Here is a 15,962-nt window from a genome sequence, read left to right on the forward strand (position 1 = left end):
CTCGAAGCCCGTGGTGGCCGAGCCCGTGACGAGCCCCGACACCACGTCGGACGACGAGCCGCCTCCGCCCCCGCCCGTGGTGAAGAAGGCGCCGCCGCCGCGTCCCGCCGAGGCGCCGCGTCCGAAGCCGCCGCCGGAGCCCAAGAAGGACATCTCTGACTGGGATCCGAACAGCGACTAGAGAGAGCATCGCTCCTTCGATGAACCAGGCCTGGGCGCAGGCGAACGGGACGAGGCCGAGGGAGCTCTCGTCCTGGTTTCGCAGCGGGTGGAGACGCAGCAGAAGCGCATCAACCATGCGCGCTGGCGACGAACGGTGCTTTCAGCCCGCGCGCTCGCGCTCCAGGTCCAGGACGCGCTGCCAGAGCGCGAAGGGCGCCACGCCGACGTAGCCGCTCTCCTGGCCATCGTTGCACTCGATGACGATCCACCGGCCGGACTGCTCCTGGGCCACATCGACGACGAGGAAGGGGACTGCCATCCGGCGCGCCGCCTCACTCGCGAGGGCCAGGGCATCTTGCTCCTCGCGGGGCGTCAGCGTGTAGGGCCTCCCCTGCCACCAGTACGGCCCCCAGCCCACCAGTTGCTGACGCCACCAGAAGGTCCTGAACTCGAAGGAGCGAGGCAGCGCATCCGCCCCTTGCGTGTCGTCCACCCTTCGCAGGGGGCGCAGCTCGCGGCACACCACCTGCTGCCAGTGCAGAATGGAATCCCGGGCATAGGCATCCATCGCCTGCCGGAAGGCGTCTGGCCCCTCGATGATGGAGAGGGACTTGCGATGGCGACTGGTCTGTCGAGCGCCCTTGAGGAACACCGGCCAGCCCACGAGCCGCTCCACCGTGTCCGCGTCCGGAGGGGCGTCGAACCAGACACTGCGGGGCGTCAGGTCCTCCAGGAGCGGATACCAGTGCGGTAGCTCCGTCGCGCGCAGGTGCTGCTCCGGAGAGTGGATCAACCGCACCCCCTGGGCCTCCAACTCCCGGTAGCGCTCCGCGTAATCCTGCCAGGCCCCAGCGCGTGCCACGACGTCGATGGGCGCGTCGGGCAGGACATAGGGTCGCCGGCAGGCGAAGAACCGGTCGAAGGCGAAGTCGTAGACGCCCACCCCAGTGGCCGCGGTGAGCAGCCACAACCGGTCATCGACCTTCAGCAGATCCTCGCCCGCGCGCAGCACGGTCGTGAGCGTGCGCCCCCTTCCCGCCTGGCGTCAACGCGGGGACCTCAACCCACGCGCACCACCACCGGCGGAGGCTTCAGCGGGGCGCGCTGCGTGAGCCGCACGCCCACGAGCACCAGCGCACCGCCCAGCGCGAGCTCCCAGTGCAGGGACTCATCCAGGAAGGCCCAGGCCGCGAGCGCCGTCGCGGCCGGCTGCAGGTTGGAGAAGATGGCCACGCGCGACGCGGGCACCTTCGACAGCGCGTAGTACCAGAGCAGGTACGCCACCACCGACGTCATCAGCCCCAGGTACACGATGGAGCCCTTCGCCGCGAAGCTCGCCGCCCACACCTCCCCAGGCTTGAGCACGAACGGGATGAGCGGCAGCTGCAGCGCCGTCGCCACCGTCATCGTCCACGCTGTCGCGCGCAGCGGCCCATGCTCGGAGGCGAGCGGCTTGCCCTCGGTCGTGTAGATGACCCACGCCACCACCGCCGTGAGGATGAGCAGGTCACCCTGGATCGACCCCTGCGCGCTCGCGAGCCCCCGTCCGAGCAGCAACACCACCACGCCCACGAGCGCGGTGAGGATGCCCGCCGTCGCGCGCGTGGAGACCCGCTCGCGCCCCAGCACGAGGCTCGCCACGTACACGCCCATGGGCGTCAGCGCGTAGAGCAGCGCCGCGTGCGCCGCCGTGGAGCGCGAGAGCCCGGAGAAGAACAGCGTCTGGTTCACCGGCCCGCCCATCAGGCCCAGGAGCGCCACGCGCTTCCACGCCGTGCGCGGCGGCAGCGTGGGCCCCGGCGTCAGCGCGAGCAACAGCGTGAACGCGACGCCGCACACGAGGAAGCGCCACAGCACCACGGTGAACGGCGACAGCTCCGTCATCGCCCGCTTGGCGGCCAGGTACGTGCCCGCGCTGATCAGCACCTGCACCGTCAGCGCCGCGTACACACGCCCGAGCGGCGCGGCGGATCCGGGTGTCACGACTCCAGCTGGAGAAGCGCCCATCGTGCGGCGCTGCGTACCAGTTCACTGGCGTCGTCGCTGAGTTTTTCGAGCAGCGGCCGGGCGTGCGCCTGCCGTGCGACGCCCAGTGCATAGACAGCGTTGCGCCTCAAACCGTCGTACTTCGCGCGCGCCAGCGCGGTGCCGGTGACGAGTTCCTTGTATTGCTCGGGTGTCAGGGCCGCGAGCTCCGCGGTGCCCAGGGCCGCTACCGCGCGGGGCACGAAGCGGTGGTCGTTGGCGAACACCGGCTTCCTGTTGAGCGGGCACACCTGCTGGCAGATGTCGCAGCCGAAGATGAGGTTGTCGAACTTGAGCCGGAACGCCTCCGGCACGTCGCGGTCGCGGTTCTCGATGGTCTGGTACGACAGGCACGCCCTGGCATCCACCTGGCGGTTTCCCACCAGCGCGCCCGTGGGACACGCCATCAGGCAGCGTCGGCAGGAGCCGCAGCGGTCCGCCACCGGCCCTTCCGGGTAGACGTCCACGGCCGCGTCCAAGATGAGCGTTGCCAGGAGCACCCAGGAGCCGTGCGACTCCGTGATGAGGCACCCGTTCTTGCCCACGTAGCCCAGGCCCCCGCGCGCGGCCCACACCTTCTCCATCATGGGCCCGCTGTCCACGCCGCCGTAGGTGCCCAGCCCCGGGTACCAGGCGTTGATCGTCTTGCGGAACGCCTTCATCCGGTCGCGCAGCGTGGAGTGGTAGTCGCGGCCCCGCGCATACCGCGCGATGGGGGAGCCCTGCGACGGCGCGTCATCCCGGTAGTAGTTGTTGGCGAACGACAGCACCGTCTTCGCGCCGGGCAGCAGCACCGACACGTCGAGCCGCTCCTCCGCGCGCGACCCCATCCAGTCCATGTCCGCGTCGTAGCCGGCCTCCAGCCACGACAGCAGCGACGACGGCGGGATGGGCTCCGCGCGCGCGAAGCCGATGAGGTCGAAGCCCACCTGCTGGGCAAGCGCCCGGAGCCGGGCGGTGGGCAGCGGATCCACGCTCACATCACCTACTTCGAGGGCTTCTCGGGGATCCACTTCACGTCCGGCAGCCCGGCGCGGAAGTTCACCAGCCGCGCCACGACGAAGAGCAGGTCCGACAGGCGGTTCAGGTACACGGCCACCGCGGGCGGCGCCTTGTCCTCGCGCAGGAGCGACACCACCCGGCGCTCGGCCCGGCGACACACCGTGCGCGCCAGGTGCAGCGCCGCCGCCGCGGACGAGCCGCCCGGGAGGATGAAGTGCGTCATCTTCGGCAGCTCCTCCTCGTACCGGTCGATGTGGCGCTCCATCTCCTCCACCCACTCCGGCTTCAGCTCCGGGATGTGCGCCGCGGCCCGGCTCTGCGGCGGCGTGGCCAGCACCGAGCCGACGGTGAAGAGCTGATCCTGGATGCGCTGGAGGAAGTGCTCCAGGTCCGCGGGCAGGGGAAAGGTCCGCGCGAGGCCCAGCGTGGAGTTGAGCTCATCCACCTCTCCGTAGGCGTCCACCAGCGCGTCGTCCTTCGACACGCGGCCCCCACCAAAAAGGCCCGTCTCTCCCTTATCGCCGGTCTTCGTGTAGATCTTCATTCCACCCTCTTCTAGCGCCGCGACGGAGGCGACGCCCGGCAGAGAACAATCGCTGGAAGGAAGTTTGCCCGGCCCCGTCCGCGAACCTACAAAAAAGGGCATGCAGCAATACCTGAGTCTGATGGACCACGTTCTGCGACACGGGACGAGGAAGGGCGACCGCACCGGCACGGGGACGCTGAGCCTCTTCGGCCACCAGCTGCGCTTCGACCTCGCCCAGGGCTTCCCCCTGGTGACGACCAAGAAGCTGCACGTGAAGTCCATCCTCCACGAGTTGCTGTGGATGCTCCGGGGGGACACGAGCGTGCGCTCCCTCCAGGAGCACGGCGTCACCATCTGGGACGAGTGGGCGAACGCGGACGGCAGCCTGGGCCCGGTGTACGGCCACCAGTGGCGCTCCTGGAGCACGCCGGACGGCACGCCCGTGGACCAGATGCGGCAGTTGGTGGAGGGCCTGAAGAAGAGCCCGGACTCGCGCCGTCACCTGGTCAGCGCGTGGAACGTGGCGGACCTGCCCGTCATGAAGCTGCCGCCCTGCCACGTGATGTTCCAGTTCTACGTGGCCGACGGCCGCCTCTCCTGCCAGCTCTACCAGCGCAGCGCGGACATCTTCCTGGGGCTGCCCTTCAACATCGCGTCGTACGCACTCCTGACGATGATGGTGGCGCAGGCCACGAGCCTCGTCGCGCACGAGTTCATCCACACCCTGGGCGACGCGCACCTGTACCTGAACCACGTGGAGCAGGCGAAGGAGCAGCTCACGCGCGCACCCCGCCCCCTGCCGCGCATGCGCCTGAACCCGGACGTGAAGGACCTGTTCGCCTTCCGCTACGAGGACTTCACGCTGGAAGGCTACGACCCGCACCCCGCCATCAAGGCGCCCGTGGCCGTATGACGGCGCGCCTGTCCGCCATCGTCGCCATGGCGGCGAACCGGGTCATCGGCCAGGGCAACACCCTGCCCTGGCGCCTGCCGCAGGACCTGGCGCGCTTCAAGCGCCTGACCCTGGGCCACACCCTCGTCATGGGCCGCAAGACGTACGACTCCATCGGGAGGCCCCTGCCCGGGCGCACCACCGTCGTCCTCACCCGCCAGCACGACTGGGCGGCCCCGCCCGGCGTCCAGGTGGCGCACTCCGTGGACGAGGCCCTGTGGAAGGCCTCCACCGACAGCGAGGTCTTCATCGCGGGCGGCGAGGACCTGTACACCCAGACGGCGGACCGCTGGCAGCGACTCTACCTCACCCGCATCGCCCGCGACTTCCCCGGCGACGCCCGCTTCCCGCCGGTGGACCTGTCCACCTGGAGGCTCGTGGAGGAGGAGCCCCACCCCGAGGGCGAGCTTCCTTTCGGTTTCTTCACGTATGAGCGGACCTCATCCTGATTTTGATTCTCAGAATTGAAAGGCCCCGGAGGCGTTGGTAGAACGCGGACGTGAATCGCGCCGCCTCCGTCTCGCTGTGCCTGTTGCTCGCGCTGTCCTCCTCCGTCCGGGCGGAAGCGCCCGCGTCCGACGAGGGGCGCACCTGGCACCGGCTGGTGGGCATCCTCCAGTACCTCCAGGCGGACTACCCGGCGGCGGTGGCGTCGCGCTCCGAGTTCGAGCTGACGGAGCAGAAGAGCTTCGCGGCGGAGGCGCTGGACGCGGCGAAGGACCTGGGCCCGGCGGCGGCCACCTTCGTGCCGCGCGTGAAGGACATCCAGGCGCGCGTGGACCAGCACGCGGACCCCGAGGGCGTCAGCCGCGACTGCGGGGAGCTGGTGGAGAGCCTGGTGCTGGCGGGGGGCCTCGCGCGCAGCCCGCGCAAGGCGCCGGACGTGGAGCACGGGGCGAAGCTCTTCCAGACCAACTGCGCGTCCTGCCACGGCGCGGACGGCAAGGCGGCGGTGGCCATCGCGGACACCATGGAGCCGCGCCCGGCGAACTTCCAGGATCCGGAGCTGATGGAGGAGGGCCTGACGCCGTACAAGGCCTTCAACACCACCAGCTTCGGAGTGCCCGGCACCGCGATGCCGGCCTACCCCACCCTCTCCGAGGACGACCGCTGGTCGCTGGCCTTCTTCGTCTTCACGCTGCGCCAGCCGCCGTGCCAGGGCGAGCCGCCGCGCGCCTCGCTGGAGCGCCTGGCCACCGCCACCGACGCGGAGCTCGCGAAGGAGTACGGCGCGGACAAGGTCGCGTGCCTGCGCCGGAAGATGCCGGCCGAGGACGAGGAGAAGGCGCTGCTCTCCGCGCGGCAGGCGGTGGGCAACGCGCTGCGCCTGGGCGCGGCGGGTGACTACGTGGGCGCGAAGACGGAGCTGCTGGACGCGTACCTCAACGGCCTGGAGCCGGTGGAGCCCAAGCTGCGCGGCAAGAACCCCGTCCTGACGCAGCAACTGGAGGAGGCCTTCCTCCAGGCGCGGCTCGCCGCCGAGCACAAGAGCCCGCACCTGCAGGACGAGGGGCGGGAGCTGCTGTCGCTGCTGGACCAGGCGCGCAGGGAGAACGGCAGCACCACCAGCATGCTGTCCGTGGTGTGGCTGACGCTGCTCATCCTGCTGCGCGAGGGCTTCGAGGCCACCATCATCGTCACGGCGCTCCTGGCGGCGCTCAAGAAGATGAAGGCCATGGAGCAGGTGCGCGTGGTGCACGCGGGCTGGGTGTCCGCGCTCATCGTCGGCGCGCTCGCGTACGTGCTGGGCCGCAAGCTGCTGGCCGGGGCGCAGCGTGAGTGGATGGAGGGCGTCACGGCGCTCGTCGCGGTGGGCATGCTCCTGTACGCGGCGCTGTGGCTCAACGCGCGCGCCAACGTCAGCGTCTTCATGGGGGAGCTGCGCCAGCGCATGCAGGGCGCGCTGGGCCGGGGCAGCATGTTCGGCCTGTTCGCCATCGCCTTCACGTCGGTGCTGCGCGAGAGCTTCGAGACGGCCATCTTCCTGCAGGGGCTCGCGACGGACTCGGCGGCGGGCGTGGCGTGGGGCGTGCTGGCGGGCGTCCTGGCGCTGGGAGTGCTGGTGCTCTTCGTCAACCGCATGGGCTACCGGCTGCCCATGAAGACCCTCTTCAACCTCTCCACCGTGGTGCTGGTGGTGACGGCGGTGATGCTGCTGGGCAAGGGCATCCACTCGCTGCAGGAGGTGGGGGCGCTGCCGCTGGTGCCGGTGCGCTTCATCACCGTGGACATGCTGGGCCTGTACCCGGACGCGCTGTCCCTGGGGCCCCAGCTGCTGCTGGCCGCGGCGCCGCTGCTGTTCCGGGCCCTGCGCCGCCGGCCGCGCGTGGAGGTCGCCGGGGACGGGGCGACGCGGGCGCCGCCCTTGCGGTAGCGTGGGGCGCGGTGAAGCGCTCCCCCTGTCCGTTCCCCCTCGTCGCCCTGCTGCTCGTGTCGGGCCTGGCCTCCGCCCAGGAAGCCCCCGCCGAGCCCGCCACGGCTCCTACCGGGAACCTCACGCCGCCGCCCCTGGTGGTCGCGCCGGAGGAGGACGCACCGGCTCCGCCCGAGGCCACGCCCCGGGGCGAGACGCCGTCCGAACCCCACCCCTCCGTCACCGCCGGGGCCCTTCCGTCCGCGCGGCCGCCTCCCGCCAGGGACCCGGTGCCGCGCGTGGGCCTGGAGCTGCTGGGCGGGGCGGCGGGCGGCGTCGTGGGCGCCACCGTGCTGGGCTCCTTCGGGTACCTGCTGGGCTCCGCCACGGTGGGGTGTGACGAGTGCCTGGTGGTGGCCGTCGCGGGCACGGCGGCCGGGGCGCTCATCGGCATCCCGGTGGGCACGTATGGCGGCGGCCGGCTGATGAAGGGGCGCGGGAGGCTGGGCGCCACGGTGGCCGGGAGCATGGTGGGCTGGGGGGCGACGCTGCTGGGGTTGTCGCTGGCGAACAGCGGCGGCAGTGACGCGCCCGCGGCCGTCAACATCGCCCTCTTCATCCTGCCGGTGGTGGGCGCGAGCGTGGGCTTCGAGCTGTCCCACGCCAGCGCCGTCCAGCAGGAGGCCGCACCACAGGCCCGCGCGAGCGGGGTGCGGCTGCTCCCCGTGGCCACGTACAGCGAGCAGGGCCCGCGCCTGGCCCTGCTGGGCAGCTTCTAGGCCCCGGCGCCGCCGCCGAGCCGGAACCAGGAGAAGGACTCCTCGCGCACGCGGCCCTCCGCCACCAGCTTCTCCAGCGTGGCCAGGGCGCTGCGCTCCGCCACCGGGTGCAAGAGCGGCGGCGTGTCCGCGTAGGCCGTCGCCACCACCTCCGCCAGCGTGGCGCCCGTGGCGGGCACCGCCTCCAGGATGATGGCCTCGCGCTGGGCGCGGTGGCGCAGGTACTCGTCCAGCTTTCCCGGGCCGTCCGGCACCGGCGAGCCGTGCGCGGGGTACAGCGTGGTGACGGGCCAGTCGCGCAGCCGCCGCAGCTGGGTGAGGTAGTCCACCATGTTGCCCTCGGGCGGGTCGATGACGATGGACCCCACGCTGGCCACCATGTCCCCCACCACCGCCGCCTTGCTGCGGAAGTCCACGAGGCACAGGTGTCCCTGCGCGTGCCCCGGCGTGTGCAGCACGCGCCAGCGCTGCGGCAGCGGGCCGCCCAGCTCCAGCACCTCGCCGTCCTCCAGCAGCCGCTCCACCGGGAAGTCCAGCCGGTCCGCCGTGCGCGCGTGGCACCAGAGCGGAATGCCCAGCCGCTCCTTCACCGCGAGCGCCCCGCCCACGTGGTCGCCGTGGTGGTGGGTGAGCACCACCGCGACGGGCCGCATCCCCTCCGCCTTCAGGCCCGCCACCAGCGACAGCAGCTTCGCGTACTGCTTCACGTCGGAGGAGCCCGGATCCACCACCAGCAGGTCACCCGTGCCCAGCACGTACGCGTTGGTGTGCGTCGCGGGCGGCAGCGTGGGCGTCTCCAGCGCCACCACCCGCACGCCGCGCTGGAACTCGATGCGCTGGGCCACGTAGCCCGGGCAGTACGGCGGCGTGGACAGCCGGGCCCGGGCGTCCGAGTCGTCGGTGAACTCCGCCAGCACCTGCAGCGCATGCTGCGCGGGCGGGTGCAGGAGCGCCGTGCCGTCACTCCAGCGCGAGAGCGCGTCCGCGGGACGGATCCACGCGCCCTCGGACAGCTCGCCGGCGATGATGCTCGCGCTCGCGCCCTCCGGCAGCTCCACCAGGTAGAAGCGCGTGTCGAAGCGCACCGGCGCCCAGGGGGGCGTGATCCACCGGCCCGCGGGCTTCAGGTCCTCCGCGCGTAAGGAGAGGCCCTGGCTTGCGAGCCACCCGCTCCACTTCACCGTGCCCGCGAGCTGCGCGTTCCTCGCTTCCGCCAGCGCCTCCGGGGAGAGCGAGCGCGCGCCCTCCGCCACCAGCACGCCCGCCTCCTCGAACAGCTCGCGCGCCGCCGCCGAGCGCAGCGCGGCCTCCTCGCCCTGCACGCCCTGCACGGGCACGTCCGCGTCGTCGCGGTCCAGCTTCCCGCCCGGGAAGGCGTAGAAGCCCCCGGCGAAGGCGAGCGCCCGTTCGCGCTTCACCCAGAACACCTCCACGCCCACGCCGTCGCGCGCGCGGCGGTAGAGGATGACCACCGAGGACGCCCGGGGCTCCGCGGGGGTGTGGGACGGCAGCAGGCCCATGCCTGGAAGGAGCTCACTCATCACCGCACCATCCTTCAGGACTGCGTCGTCTGGCCCAGCAGCCGGCCCATCATCTCACGCGCCCGCTCCGCCTGGTCCGGCCGGACATAGAGCCGCGTGAGGCGCACCGCGCCACTGTAACGCTGGTAGAGCGGCGTGTACCGCGCCACCTCCGTGAGCCTGCCCGTGGACACGTCCAGGATGAACAGCCCCGGGTTGCCTCCCGAGGAGCCCACGTACTTGCTGAGCGCTCCCTTGGACTGCACGGTGTAGTGCTCGAAGCCCTCGCTGGTGAGCGCGCTGTTGAGCACCTCCAGGTCATAGCCCGTGTCGCGCTCGGTGAACTGCGCCAGCAGCTTGAAGCCCTGCCTGCGGCTGATGCGCTCCGCCCAGCGGTTCTTCGAGCGGCGCAGCGTGTACCAGAGCGCCGCGTCGTCACAGAGGAGGAAGGCCTCGGGGTCCGCCGGGATCTCGAACTCGCCGGGCGTCTCCTCGTAGTAGCGGCGCAGCATGTGGTCGAAGTTGACCGACGTGTGGTGCAGGTACACCGACACGAACATGTGGTAGCGGCTGAGCAGGAAGTCCTCGAACGCGAACGCCGCCGCGCGCGACAGGGCCAGCACCGCCTTGCCGTCCTTCACCGCCGGGTTCAGGTTGGAGACGATCCAATCCAGGTCGTACCGGCCGTAGTTCACGCCCGTGTAGAACGAGTCGCGCAGGAGGTAGTCCATCCGGTCCGCGTCCAGCTCCCCGGAGACGATGGCGCGCAGGAGCGGCGTCCAGTCCACACCCTTGTAGGTGAAGCCCGGATCCTTCGGCGGCTTCGCGCCGGAGATGAGCGCCACCGTCGCCATGGGGGTGATGCCGCGCGGGCCGAACTCGCGCTGGATGACTTCCGTGAGCGAGCTGTCCAGGATGAGCTTGGCGGTGAAGTCCTCGTGGTTCGCCTGCTCCCCTTCCGCCACGGAATCCAGCCAGCCGGGCAGCCGCAGCAGCGAACGCCGGGGCGCGATGCGCTCCGACGCGTGCGAGAAGGGCATGTGCCCCAGGTCATGACACAGCACCGCCAGGCGCACGGCCTCGCAGAAATGTTCACGAACATCGTCCGGCAGGTCCGAGCGGCTGGCGACGGCGCCGAAGACGCGCGAGGCGACGAACATGGCGCCCAGGCTGTGGGCGTGGCGGGTGTGGGTGGCGCCGGGGAAGGCCAGGTCGCCGAAGCCGAGCTGCCGGATGTAGCGCAGCCGCTGGTAGAAGCGGCTGTCGATGACGGCCTTCTCCGGGTCGCTGACCGGGATGACGCCGTGGATGGGGTCGCGAATCCGCATGTCGTCCTTGCCGGGCTCCTGGAATCCCGGACCTCCTCCCGGCGGTCGCCCACCTTGGAGGTCACCTACCGTACCGCAGACCCTGGCGGGCGGTAGCCCTGTGAGGGGCCGACCAGCCACCATGTCACAGGCTGGGAAGGTCCCTGGGGACGTGCTAACCCTTCAGCCACTCCGAATGCACATCATCCTGCTGCACAATCGTGACCACGACCTGCTGGAAGAAGACCCCGGGAGAGAAGCCCGCGAGGACGTGGTCCGGGTCGCCGAAAGCCTGGCCCACGCGCTGAGTCGGGACGGCGTGAACGCCGAGCCGCTCGCCATCGAAGGGGACCGGCTGGACTTCGTGGAGGCCCTGCGCTTCCTCCAGCCCGACCTCGTGGTGAACCTCTGCGAGTCGCTGGCCGCGGACAGCCGGGGGGAGATGGCGGTCCCCTGCCTCCTGGACGCGCTGGGCCTGCCGTACACCGGCTCGTCCGCCCTGTCGCTGGGGCTGGCGCTGCACAAGCCCAAGGCGAAGGAGCTCCTGCGCGCCAACGGCGTCTCCACGCCCGCCTCCTTCGTGGTGCGCCGCCGCGAGGACGCCCTGGCGGTGGACCTGCCCTGGCCCCTCATCGTGAAGCCCGCGCGCGAGGATGCGAGCGTGGGCGTGGACTTCGACTCGGTCGTCACGGAGCGCTCGGCGCTGGTGCGCGCGTGCGAGTCCGTCCTCAAGACCTTCCACCAGCCCGCGCTGGTGGAGCAGTTCATTCCCGGGCGCGAGGTGTACGTGCCGCTGCTGGGCAACAACCCCCGACAGCCGCTGCCGCTCTCGGAGATCCACTTCGGCCGCGCGTTCGACAACCGCCCGAACATCGTATCGTACCGGGCCAAGTGGGAGGCGGAGTCACCGGAGTGCCGGGACTCGCCCACCGGACCGGCCCGGCTCGACGCAGTGCAGGAAGCCCGTTGCGTCCAGACGGCGCTGGAAGCATTTGCAGCGCTGGACTGCCAGGACTATGGACGCGTGGACCTTCGGGTGTCGCCCGAAGGTGTGCCGTACGTCATCGACATCAACCCCAACTGCGACCTTCACCCGGGCGCGGGGTTCGCGAAGGCGGCGCTTGCCGCCGGGATGGACTACGCGACCCTGGCCTCACGACTCGTGGAGGTCGCTCTCGAAAGAGCCCATGGAAATCCGCACACTCGAAAGAAAGGACCGGGAACCGCTCGCCGCGCTGATCCGGCGAATCGAAACCTTCTCGCAGGAGGAGCAGGACTGCGCCATCGAGCTGGTTGACACCGCGCTCACCGCGGGCAACCGGGACTACTCCATCCTCGTGGCGGACCGCGGGCAGGAAGGCGGCATCGTCGGGTACGCGTGCTACGGCCCGACGCCCATGACGGAGAACGCCTTCGACCTGTACTGGATCGCCTCCTCGCCGGAGGTGCGCGGCCAGGGCATTGGCGCCCAGCTCATCTCCTCCATGGAGGGCGACCTGCGCCGCCGCAAGGCGCGGCTCATCCGCGTGGAGACGAGCGCCACGGAGGCCTACGGCCCCACGCGCGGCTTCTACGCGTCCATGAAGTACGGGGAAGAGGCGCGCCTGCGGGATTTCTACAAGCAGGGCGACGACCTCATCATCCTGACGAAGCGCCTGTAGTCCGCCGTCCGGAGTTGACCACCCCTGGGCGTGAGTGAAGACGCCGCCCGGGTCCCCGTCAGGAGGGGGCAGATGCTTTCCACGAACCGACCGATGCGACGCACCCGTCTGGGACTGTTGAGCCTGCTCGCCCTGCTGACGGGGGCACCCGCGCCCGTCTGGGCCCAGGCGCCCTCCGCCTCCGCGCTGAAGGCCCAGGCGAAGGCGGCCGCGGAGAAGGCCCAGGCGAAGACGAAGGCCCCCGCGCCCCAGGCGCAGGAGCTGTCCGACGCGCTGAAGGCCCCGCGCCCCAAGGGCGGCGAGTACTTCGGCCTGTACCTGATGGACAAGAAGGTGGGCTGGTTCTTCACCGACCTGACGGCGCTGCCGGGCGGCAAGGCCCAGAGCGTCAACGAGCTCATCTTCAAGGCGCAGGTGGGCACGCGGGTGTCCGAGCGCGTGCACCGCGAGGTGCGCGTCTACGAAGCGAAGCCGGGCGGACGCCTGCTGTCCTTCACCGTGACCCAGCGCGGGGACGGCGGGGACCAGGAACTGGTGGGCACGGTGACGGCGGACGGGCTGCGCGTGGTGCGCAAGCGCCCCGGCCAGCCGGAGGAGGTGCTCAAGCCGCTGCCCGCGCCGAAGGAGACGGTGGAGGACGCGGACCAGGCGCGAGTTGCGCTGCTGCGCGGGCAGAAGGTGGAGGGTGTGACGCTGGACGGCTCCGACCTGGAGGGCTACCGCACCGTCACCACGCTGGAGGCACCGGAGGAGCAGGTGCTGGGCGGCGTGAAGGTGAAGCTGTCGCGGGTGAGCACGCTGTCGGACAAGGAGAAGGTGCCGGTGGCGGCCTTCCTGACGACGGACGGGAAGATGGTCCGGGTGGACTTCGGCCAGACGATGCAGGCGAGAGCCGAGTCGGAGACCGTGGCGAAGCGGATGGACCTGGTGGAGGTGTTCGGCCTCACGCGCGTGGTGCTGCCGCAGCCGCTGCCCGCGAAGGCGCGCGAGGTGCCCGGCCAGGTGAAGCTGGTGATGAAGAACCTGCCGGCGAAGTTCCAGCAGGACACGTACCGGCAGAAGTACAGGCCGCTGCCGGACGGCCGCGTGGAGGTGACGCTGATGGCGGCGCCGCCCGCGCCCAAGGGCCGCAAGCCCCGGCCGGTGGCGGACCCCGACGGCGGGGAGAACCTCAAGTCCACGCTCGCGGTGGAGTCCGAGTCGCCGGCCATCCTCGCGCAGGCGAAGAGCATCATCCGCGAGGAGAAGGACGCGTACACGGCGGCGCGGATGCTGTCCGCGTGGGTGTACAGCAACCTGCAGAAGGACTACGGCGCCAGCGCGGATCGGGCCACGGACGTGCTGCGCCAGAAGAAGGGCGACTGCACGGAGCACTCGCTGCTCACGGTGGCGATGCTGCGCGCGTCCGGCATCCCCGCGCGCCGCGTGGACGGCGTCATCTACATGGTGAACTCGGACGGCGTGCCCGCGCTGTACTGGCACGAGTGGGTGGAGGCGTACGTGGGTGAGTGGACCCAGCTGGACCCCACCTTCAACCAGCCCGTCGCGGACGCCACCCACTTCGCCGTGGGCTACGAGGGGAACGCGGAGATCACGCCCCTCATCGGTTCGCTCCAGGTCACGGACGTGAAGTAGTCCCGGCGCGGGCAGGCGGGCCGGGGCCTTTTCAGTGGCCCGGGGCCGCCACCAGTCGTTCGGCGAGCGTGGCCGCGTCGGTGATGGGCCGCTCGCAGACGAAGCCGCGGCAGAGGTACGCCGCGCCCTTCCCTTCCACCGGGTCGCGTCCCTCGAAGAGCTCCTGGAGGCGCGCGGGCGGAGTGGCGCTCGTGTCGTGCCACCCGAAGGAGAACACGGGCGCGTAGGTGCGGTTCGCGGCGGCCAGGAGCGGAGAGACGGCCTCGCGGGTGCCCGCGAAGGTGACGCCGGACGCGCCGTCCAGCAGCGAATCCGCCGCGAGCCCCAGGTGCCCGTAGCCCAGCGGGTTGCGCACGAGCTGATCATGCAGCTTCGCGACGTAGTGCTCCGGGTGGTCCAGGTGGGCCACGTCGCCGGTGAGGGCCGCGAGCGCCACCTGCGCCTCGGTCAGCGTGGAGGCGCCGGACGGGAAGGCGTTGTCGAAGAGGGAGAAGGCCGCCACCACCAGGTCCTTCTGTCCCCGGGGCGCGGACAGGTACGCCTGCTTCTCCTCGTCCCAGAAGAGGGCCACCGCGCGGTGCGCGAGCGCGTCCGCGGCGTCCAGGTACTTCGCGTCGAACGTCGCCTGGTAGAGCGCGGTGAGCCCCGAGGCGAGGTCGCCGTAGTCCTCCAGGAAGCCGTCGATGCGGCCCTGGCCGTCCTGGTGCGAGCGCAACAGCCGCGTCCCGTCCCACATGTTCGCGAGCACGAAGTCCGCCGCCCTCGCCGCGAGCTTCGCCCAGTCCGGCCGGTCGAAGACGCGCGAGGCGAGTGCGAGGCCTCGGATCATCAGCCCGTTCCAGCCCGCGAGGATCTTGTCGTCCCGGCCCGGCTTCACCCGCTGCTCGCGTGCGTCGAAGAGGCTGCGGCGCGCGGCGTCCAGCTCCTCTTGCACGGCCTCCACGGGCCGGCCCTGTTCGGTGGCGAGCGTGGCCACGGGGACGACGACCTCCAGCACGGTGGCGCCGTGCTCGAAGTTACCCTGCGGGGTGATGCCGAAGTGGCGCAGCACGGTCTCCGCCTGGCCTGGGGACAGCGCGGCGCGGATCTCTTCCGGGCGCCAGACGAAGAACTTCCCCTCCTCGCCTTCGCTGTCCGCGTCCTGCGTGGCGTAGAAGCCGCCGGCCGGGTCGGTCATCTCGCGGCGCACGTATTCGACGGTCTCCTCCACGACCTTGCGCCACAGGGGGCGCGACTCCACCTGTTCGGCTTCCGCGTACAGGTGCAGGAGCTGGGCGTTGTCGTAGAGCATCTTCTCGAAGTGGGGCACCCGCCAGCGCTCGTCCACCGAGTAGCGGTGGAACCCTCCGCCGAGCTGGTCGTAGAGGCCGCCCAACGCCATGCGCTCCAGCGTGCGGAACACCGCGATCTTCAGCGAGTCCCCGCCGCCGCGGCGCCACGCGCGCAGGAGCAGCGCCACGTTCATCGGGTTGGGGAACTTGGGGGCGCCGCCGAAGCCGCCGTGCACCGGGTCCATGCGCTTCGCCATCGCGTGGCCCATGGCCACGATGTCCTCCGCGGACAGGTGGCCAGGGGCGGCGTCCAGGCCGTGCGTGGAGAGTTCGCCCAGGCCCTCCTGGAAGCGCTGGGCCTGGTCCTCGATTTCACCGGGCTTGTTGTGCCACGCGTCGCTCAGCGCGGAGAGCAGGCGGGGGAAGCCGGGCCGGCCGTAGCGGTCCTCGGGGGGGAAGTAGGTGCCGCCGTAGAAGGGGCGCAGGTCGGGCGTGAGGAACACGGTGAGGGGCCAGCCACCGCCCTGCCCCATGAGCTGCACGACGCCCTGGTAGATTTGATCCAGGTCGGGGCGCTCCTCGCGGTCGACCTTGATGTTGATGAAGCCCTCGTTCATCAGGCGCGCGATGTCGGGGGACTCGAAGGACTCGTGGGCCATGACGTGGCACCAGTGGCACGCGGAGTAGCCCACGGAGAGGAGGATGGGCTTCTTCTCCGCGCGGGCGCGGGCCAGGGCCTCTTCGCCCCACGGGTACCTGTCTCTTATAC

At 71.0% G+C, this 15,962-nt stretch carries 14 protein-coding genes and 1 pseudogene; 8 read left to right on the plus strand and 7 right to left on the minus strand.

All coding sequences use genetic code 11. The features are described 5' to 3' along the window. A pseudogene (locus tag D7V93_RS45005) lies at positions 1 to 181 on the plus strand (hypothetical protein); the annotation flags it as partial. Positions 182 to 322: 141 nt separating this feature from the next. On the opposite strand, the gene D7V93_RS18990 reads toward D7V93_RS45005, so the two are convergent. From D7V93_RS18990 to D7V93_RS19005, 4 genes are read right to left on the minus strand one after another with little or no spacing between them, the layout of a single operon-like run. After that, positions 323 to 1,174 (minus strand): ATP-grasp domain-containing protein, encoded by an 852-nt coding sequence (locus D7V93_RS18990; protein ID WP_120644760.1) that lies wholly within the window; start codon positions 1,172 to 1,174, stop codon positions 323 to 325. 47 nt (positions 1,175 to 1,221) lie between these two features. Further along, positions 1,222 to 2,169: a DMT family transporter gene (locus D7V93_RS18995; RefSeq protein WP_120644761.1), complete on the minus strand. Its 948-nt coding sequence runs from the start codon at positions 2,167 to 2,169 to the stop codon at positions 1,222 to 1,224. Then, the gene (gene queG, locus D7V93_RS19000) at positions 2,142 to 3,161 is read right to left on the minus strand and encodes a tRNA epoxyqueuosine(34) reductase QueG (RefSeq protein WP_120644772.1); all 1,020 of its coding nucleotides are present in this window, start codon (positions 3,159 to 3,161) and stop codon (positions 2,142 to 2,144) included. The genes D7V93_RS18995 and queG overlap by 28 nt, the downstream gene beginning before the upstream one ends. 11 nt (positions 3,162 to 3,172) lie before the next feature. Next, entirely contained in the window at positions 3,173 to 3,733 is a 561-nt protein-coding gene (locus tag D7V93_RS19005; RefSeq protein ID WP_120644762.1) for a cob(I)yrinic acid a,c-diamide adenosyltransferase, read from the minus strand. 100 nt (positions 3,734 to 3,833) lie between these two features. Between D7V93_RS19005 and D7V93_RS19010 the strand changes: the two genes are divergently transcribed. The 4 genes from D7V93_RS19010 to D7V93_RS19025 are packed head-to-tail and all read left to right on the plus strand — an operon-like array spanning position 3,834 to position 7,799. Then, positions 3,834 to 4,628: a thymidylate synthase gene (locus D7V93_RS19010; RefSeq protein ID WP_120644763.1), complete on the plus strand. Its 795-nt coding sequence runs from the start codon at positions 3,834 to 3,836 to the stop codon at positions 4,626 to 4,628. Next, positions 4,625 to 5,116 carry a dihydrofolate reductase gene (locus D7V93_RS19015; protein ID WP_120644764.1) on the plus strand — a complete coding sequence of 164 codons (492 nt, stop codon included), beginning with the start codon at positions 4,625 to 4,627 and terminating at the stop codon, positions 5,114 to 5,116. Before D7V93_RS19010 ends, D7V93_RS19015 begins: the two co-directional genes overlap by 4 nt. 50 nt (positions 5,117 to 5,166) lie before the next feature. Continuing rightward, entirely contained in the window at positions 5,167 to 7,041 is a 1,875-nt protein-coding gene (locus D7V93_RS19020; protein WP_120644765.1) for an FTR1 family protein, read from the plus strand. 11 nt (positions 7,042 to 7,052) lie between these two features. Continuing rightward, entirely contained in the window at positions 7,053 to 7,799 is a 747-nt protein-coding gene (locus D7V93_RS19025; RefSeq protein WP_120644766.1) for a GlsB/YeaQ/YmgE family stress response membrane protein, read from the plus strand. On the opposite strand, the gene D7V93_RS19030 is transcribed toward D7V93_RS19025, so the two are convergent. Together D7V93_RS19030 and D7V93_RS19035 are read right to left on the minus strand one after the other, a co-directional pair. After that, entirely contained in the window at positions 7,796 to 9,340 is a 1,545-nt protein-coding gene (locus tag D7V93_RS19030; RefSeq protein ID WP_120644767.1) for an MBL fold metallo-hydrolase, read from the minus strand. The two genes, D7V93_RS19025 and D7V93_RS19030, sit on opposite strands and share 4 nt — an antisense overlap. A gap of 14 nt (positions 9,341 to 9,354) precedes the next feature. After that, positions 9,355 to 10,647 carry an HD domain-containing protein gene (locus D7V93_RS19035; protein WP_120644768.1) on the minus strand — a complete coding sequence of 431 codons (1,293 nt, stop codon included), beginning with the start codon at positions 10,645 to 10,647 and terminating at the stop codon, positions 9,355 to 9,357. A 175-nt stretch (positions 10,648 to 10,822) separates the two neighbouring features. Here D7V93_RS19035 and D7V93_RS19040 point away from each other — a divergent pair, with 175 nt between their 5' ends. The 3 genes from D7V93_RS19040 to D7V93_RS19050 all read left to right on the plus strand — a co-directional run bounded on the left by D7V93_RS19040 (position 10,823) and on the right by D7V93_RS19050 (position 13,922). Then, positions 10,823 to 11,923: a D-alanine--D-alanine ligase family protein gene (locus tag D7V93_RS19040; RefSeq protein ID WP_120644769.1), complete on the plus strand. Its 1,101-nt coding sequence runs from the start codon at positions 10,823 to 10,825 to the stop codon at positions 11,921 to 11,923. Next, entirely contained in the window at positions 11,814 to 12,287 is a 474-nt protein-coding gene (locus D7V93_RS19045; RefSeq protein ID WP_120629533.1) for a GNAT family N-acetyltransferase, read from the plus strand. Before D7V93_RS19040 ends, D7V93_RS19045 begins: the two co-directional genes overlap by 110 nt. A 93-nt stretch (positions 12,288 to 12,380) precedes the next feature. Further along, positions 12,381 to 13,922: a transglutaminase-like domain-containing protein gene (locus D7V93_RS19050; RefSeq protein WP_372338327.1), complete on the plus strand. Its 1,542-nt coding sequence runs from the start codon at positions 12,381 to 12,383 to the stop codon at positions 13,920 to 13,922. A gap of 31 nt (positions 13,923 to 13,953) precedes the next feature. On the opposite strand, the gene D7V93_RS19055 is transcribed toward D7V93_RS19050, so the two are convergent. Beyond that, positions 13,954 to 15,960, minus strand: coding sequence for a thioredoxin domain-containing protein (locus D7V93_RS19055; protein WP_120644771.1), 2,007 nt, complete (start codon positions 15,958 to 15,960; stop codon positions 13,954 to 13,956). Positions 15,961 to 15,962: the final 2 nt, after the last annotated feature.

Source organism: Corallococcus llansteffanensis (genome assembly GCF_003612055.1).
Lineage (GTDB): Bacteria > Myxococcota > Myxococcia > Myxococcales > Myxococcaceae > Corallococcus > Corallococcus llansteffanensis.

Coding starts and splice junctions, on each gene's coding strand:
- D7V93_RS19030 (WP_120644767.1), bottom strand. CDS start 9,340: ATGAGTGAGCTCCTTCCAGGCATGGGCCTGCTGCCGTCCCACACCCCC.
- D7V93_RS19050 (WP_372338327.1), top strand. CDS start 12,381: ATGCGACGCACCCGTCTGGGACTGTTGAGCCTGCTCGCCCTGCTGACG.
- D7V93_RS19040 (WP_120644769.1), top strand. CDS start 10,823: ATGCACATCATCCTGCTGCACAATCGTGACCACGACCTGCTGGAAGAA.
- D7V93_RS19035 (WP_120644768.1), bottom strand. CDS start 10,647: ATGCGGATTCGCGACCCCATCCACGGCGTCATCCCGGTCAGCGACCCG.
- D7V93_RS19005 (WP_120644762.1), bottom strand. CDS start 3,733: ATGAAGATCTACACGAAGACCGGCGATAAGGGAGAGACGGGCCTTTTT.
- D7V93_RS19015 (WP_120644764.1), top strand. CDS start 4,625: ATGACGGCGCGCCTGTCCGCCATCGTCGCCATGGCGGCGAACCGGGTC.
- D7V93_RS19010 (WP_120644763.1), top strand. CDS start 3,834: ATGCAGCAATACCTGAGTCTGATGGACCACGTTCTGCGACACGGGACG.
- D7V93_RS18995 (WP_120644761.1), bottom strand. CDS start 2,169: ATGGGCGCTTCTCCAGCTGGAGTCGTGACACCCGGATCCGCCGCGCCG.
- D7V93_RS19045 (WP_120629533.1), top strand. CDS start 11,814: ATGGAAATCCGCACACTCGAAAGAAAGGACCGGGAACCGCTCGCCGCG.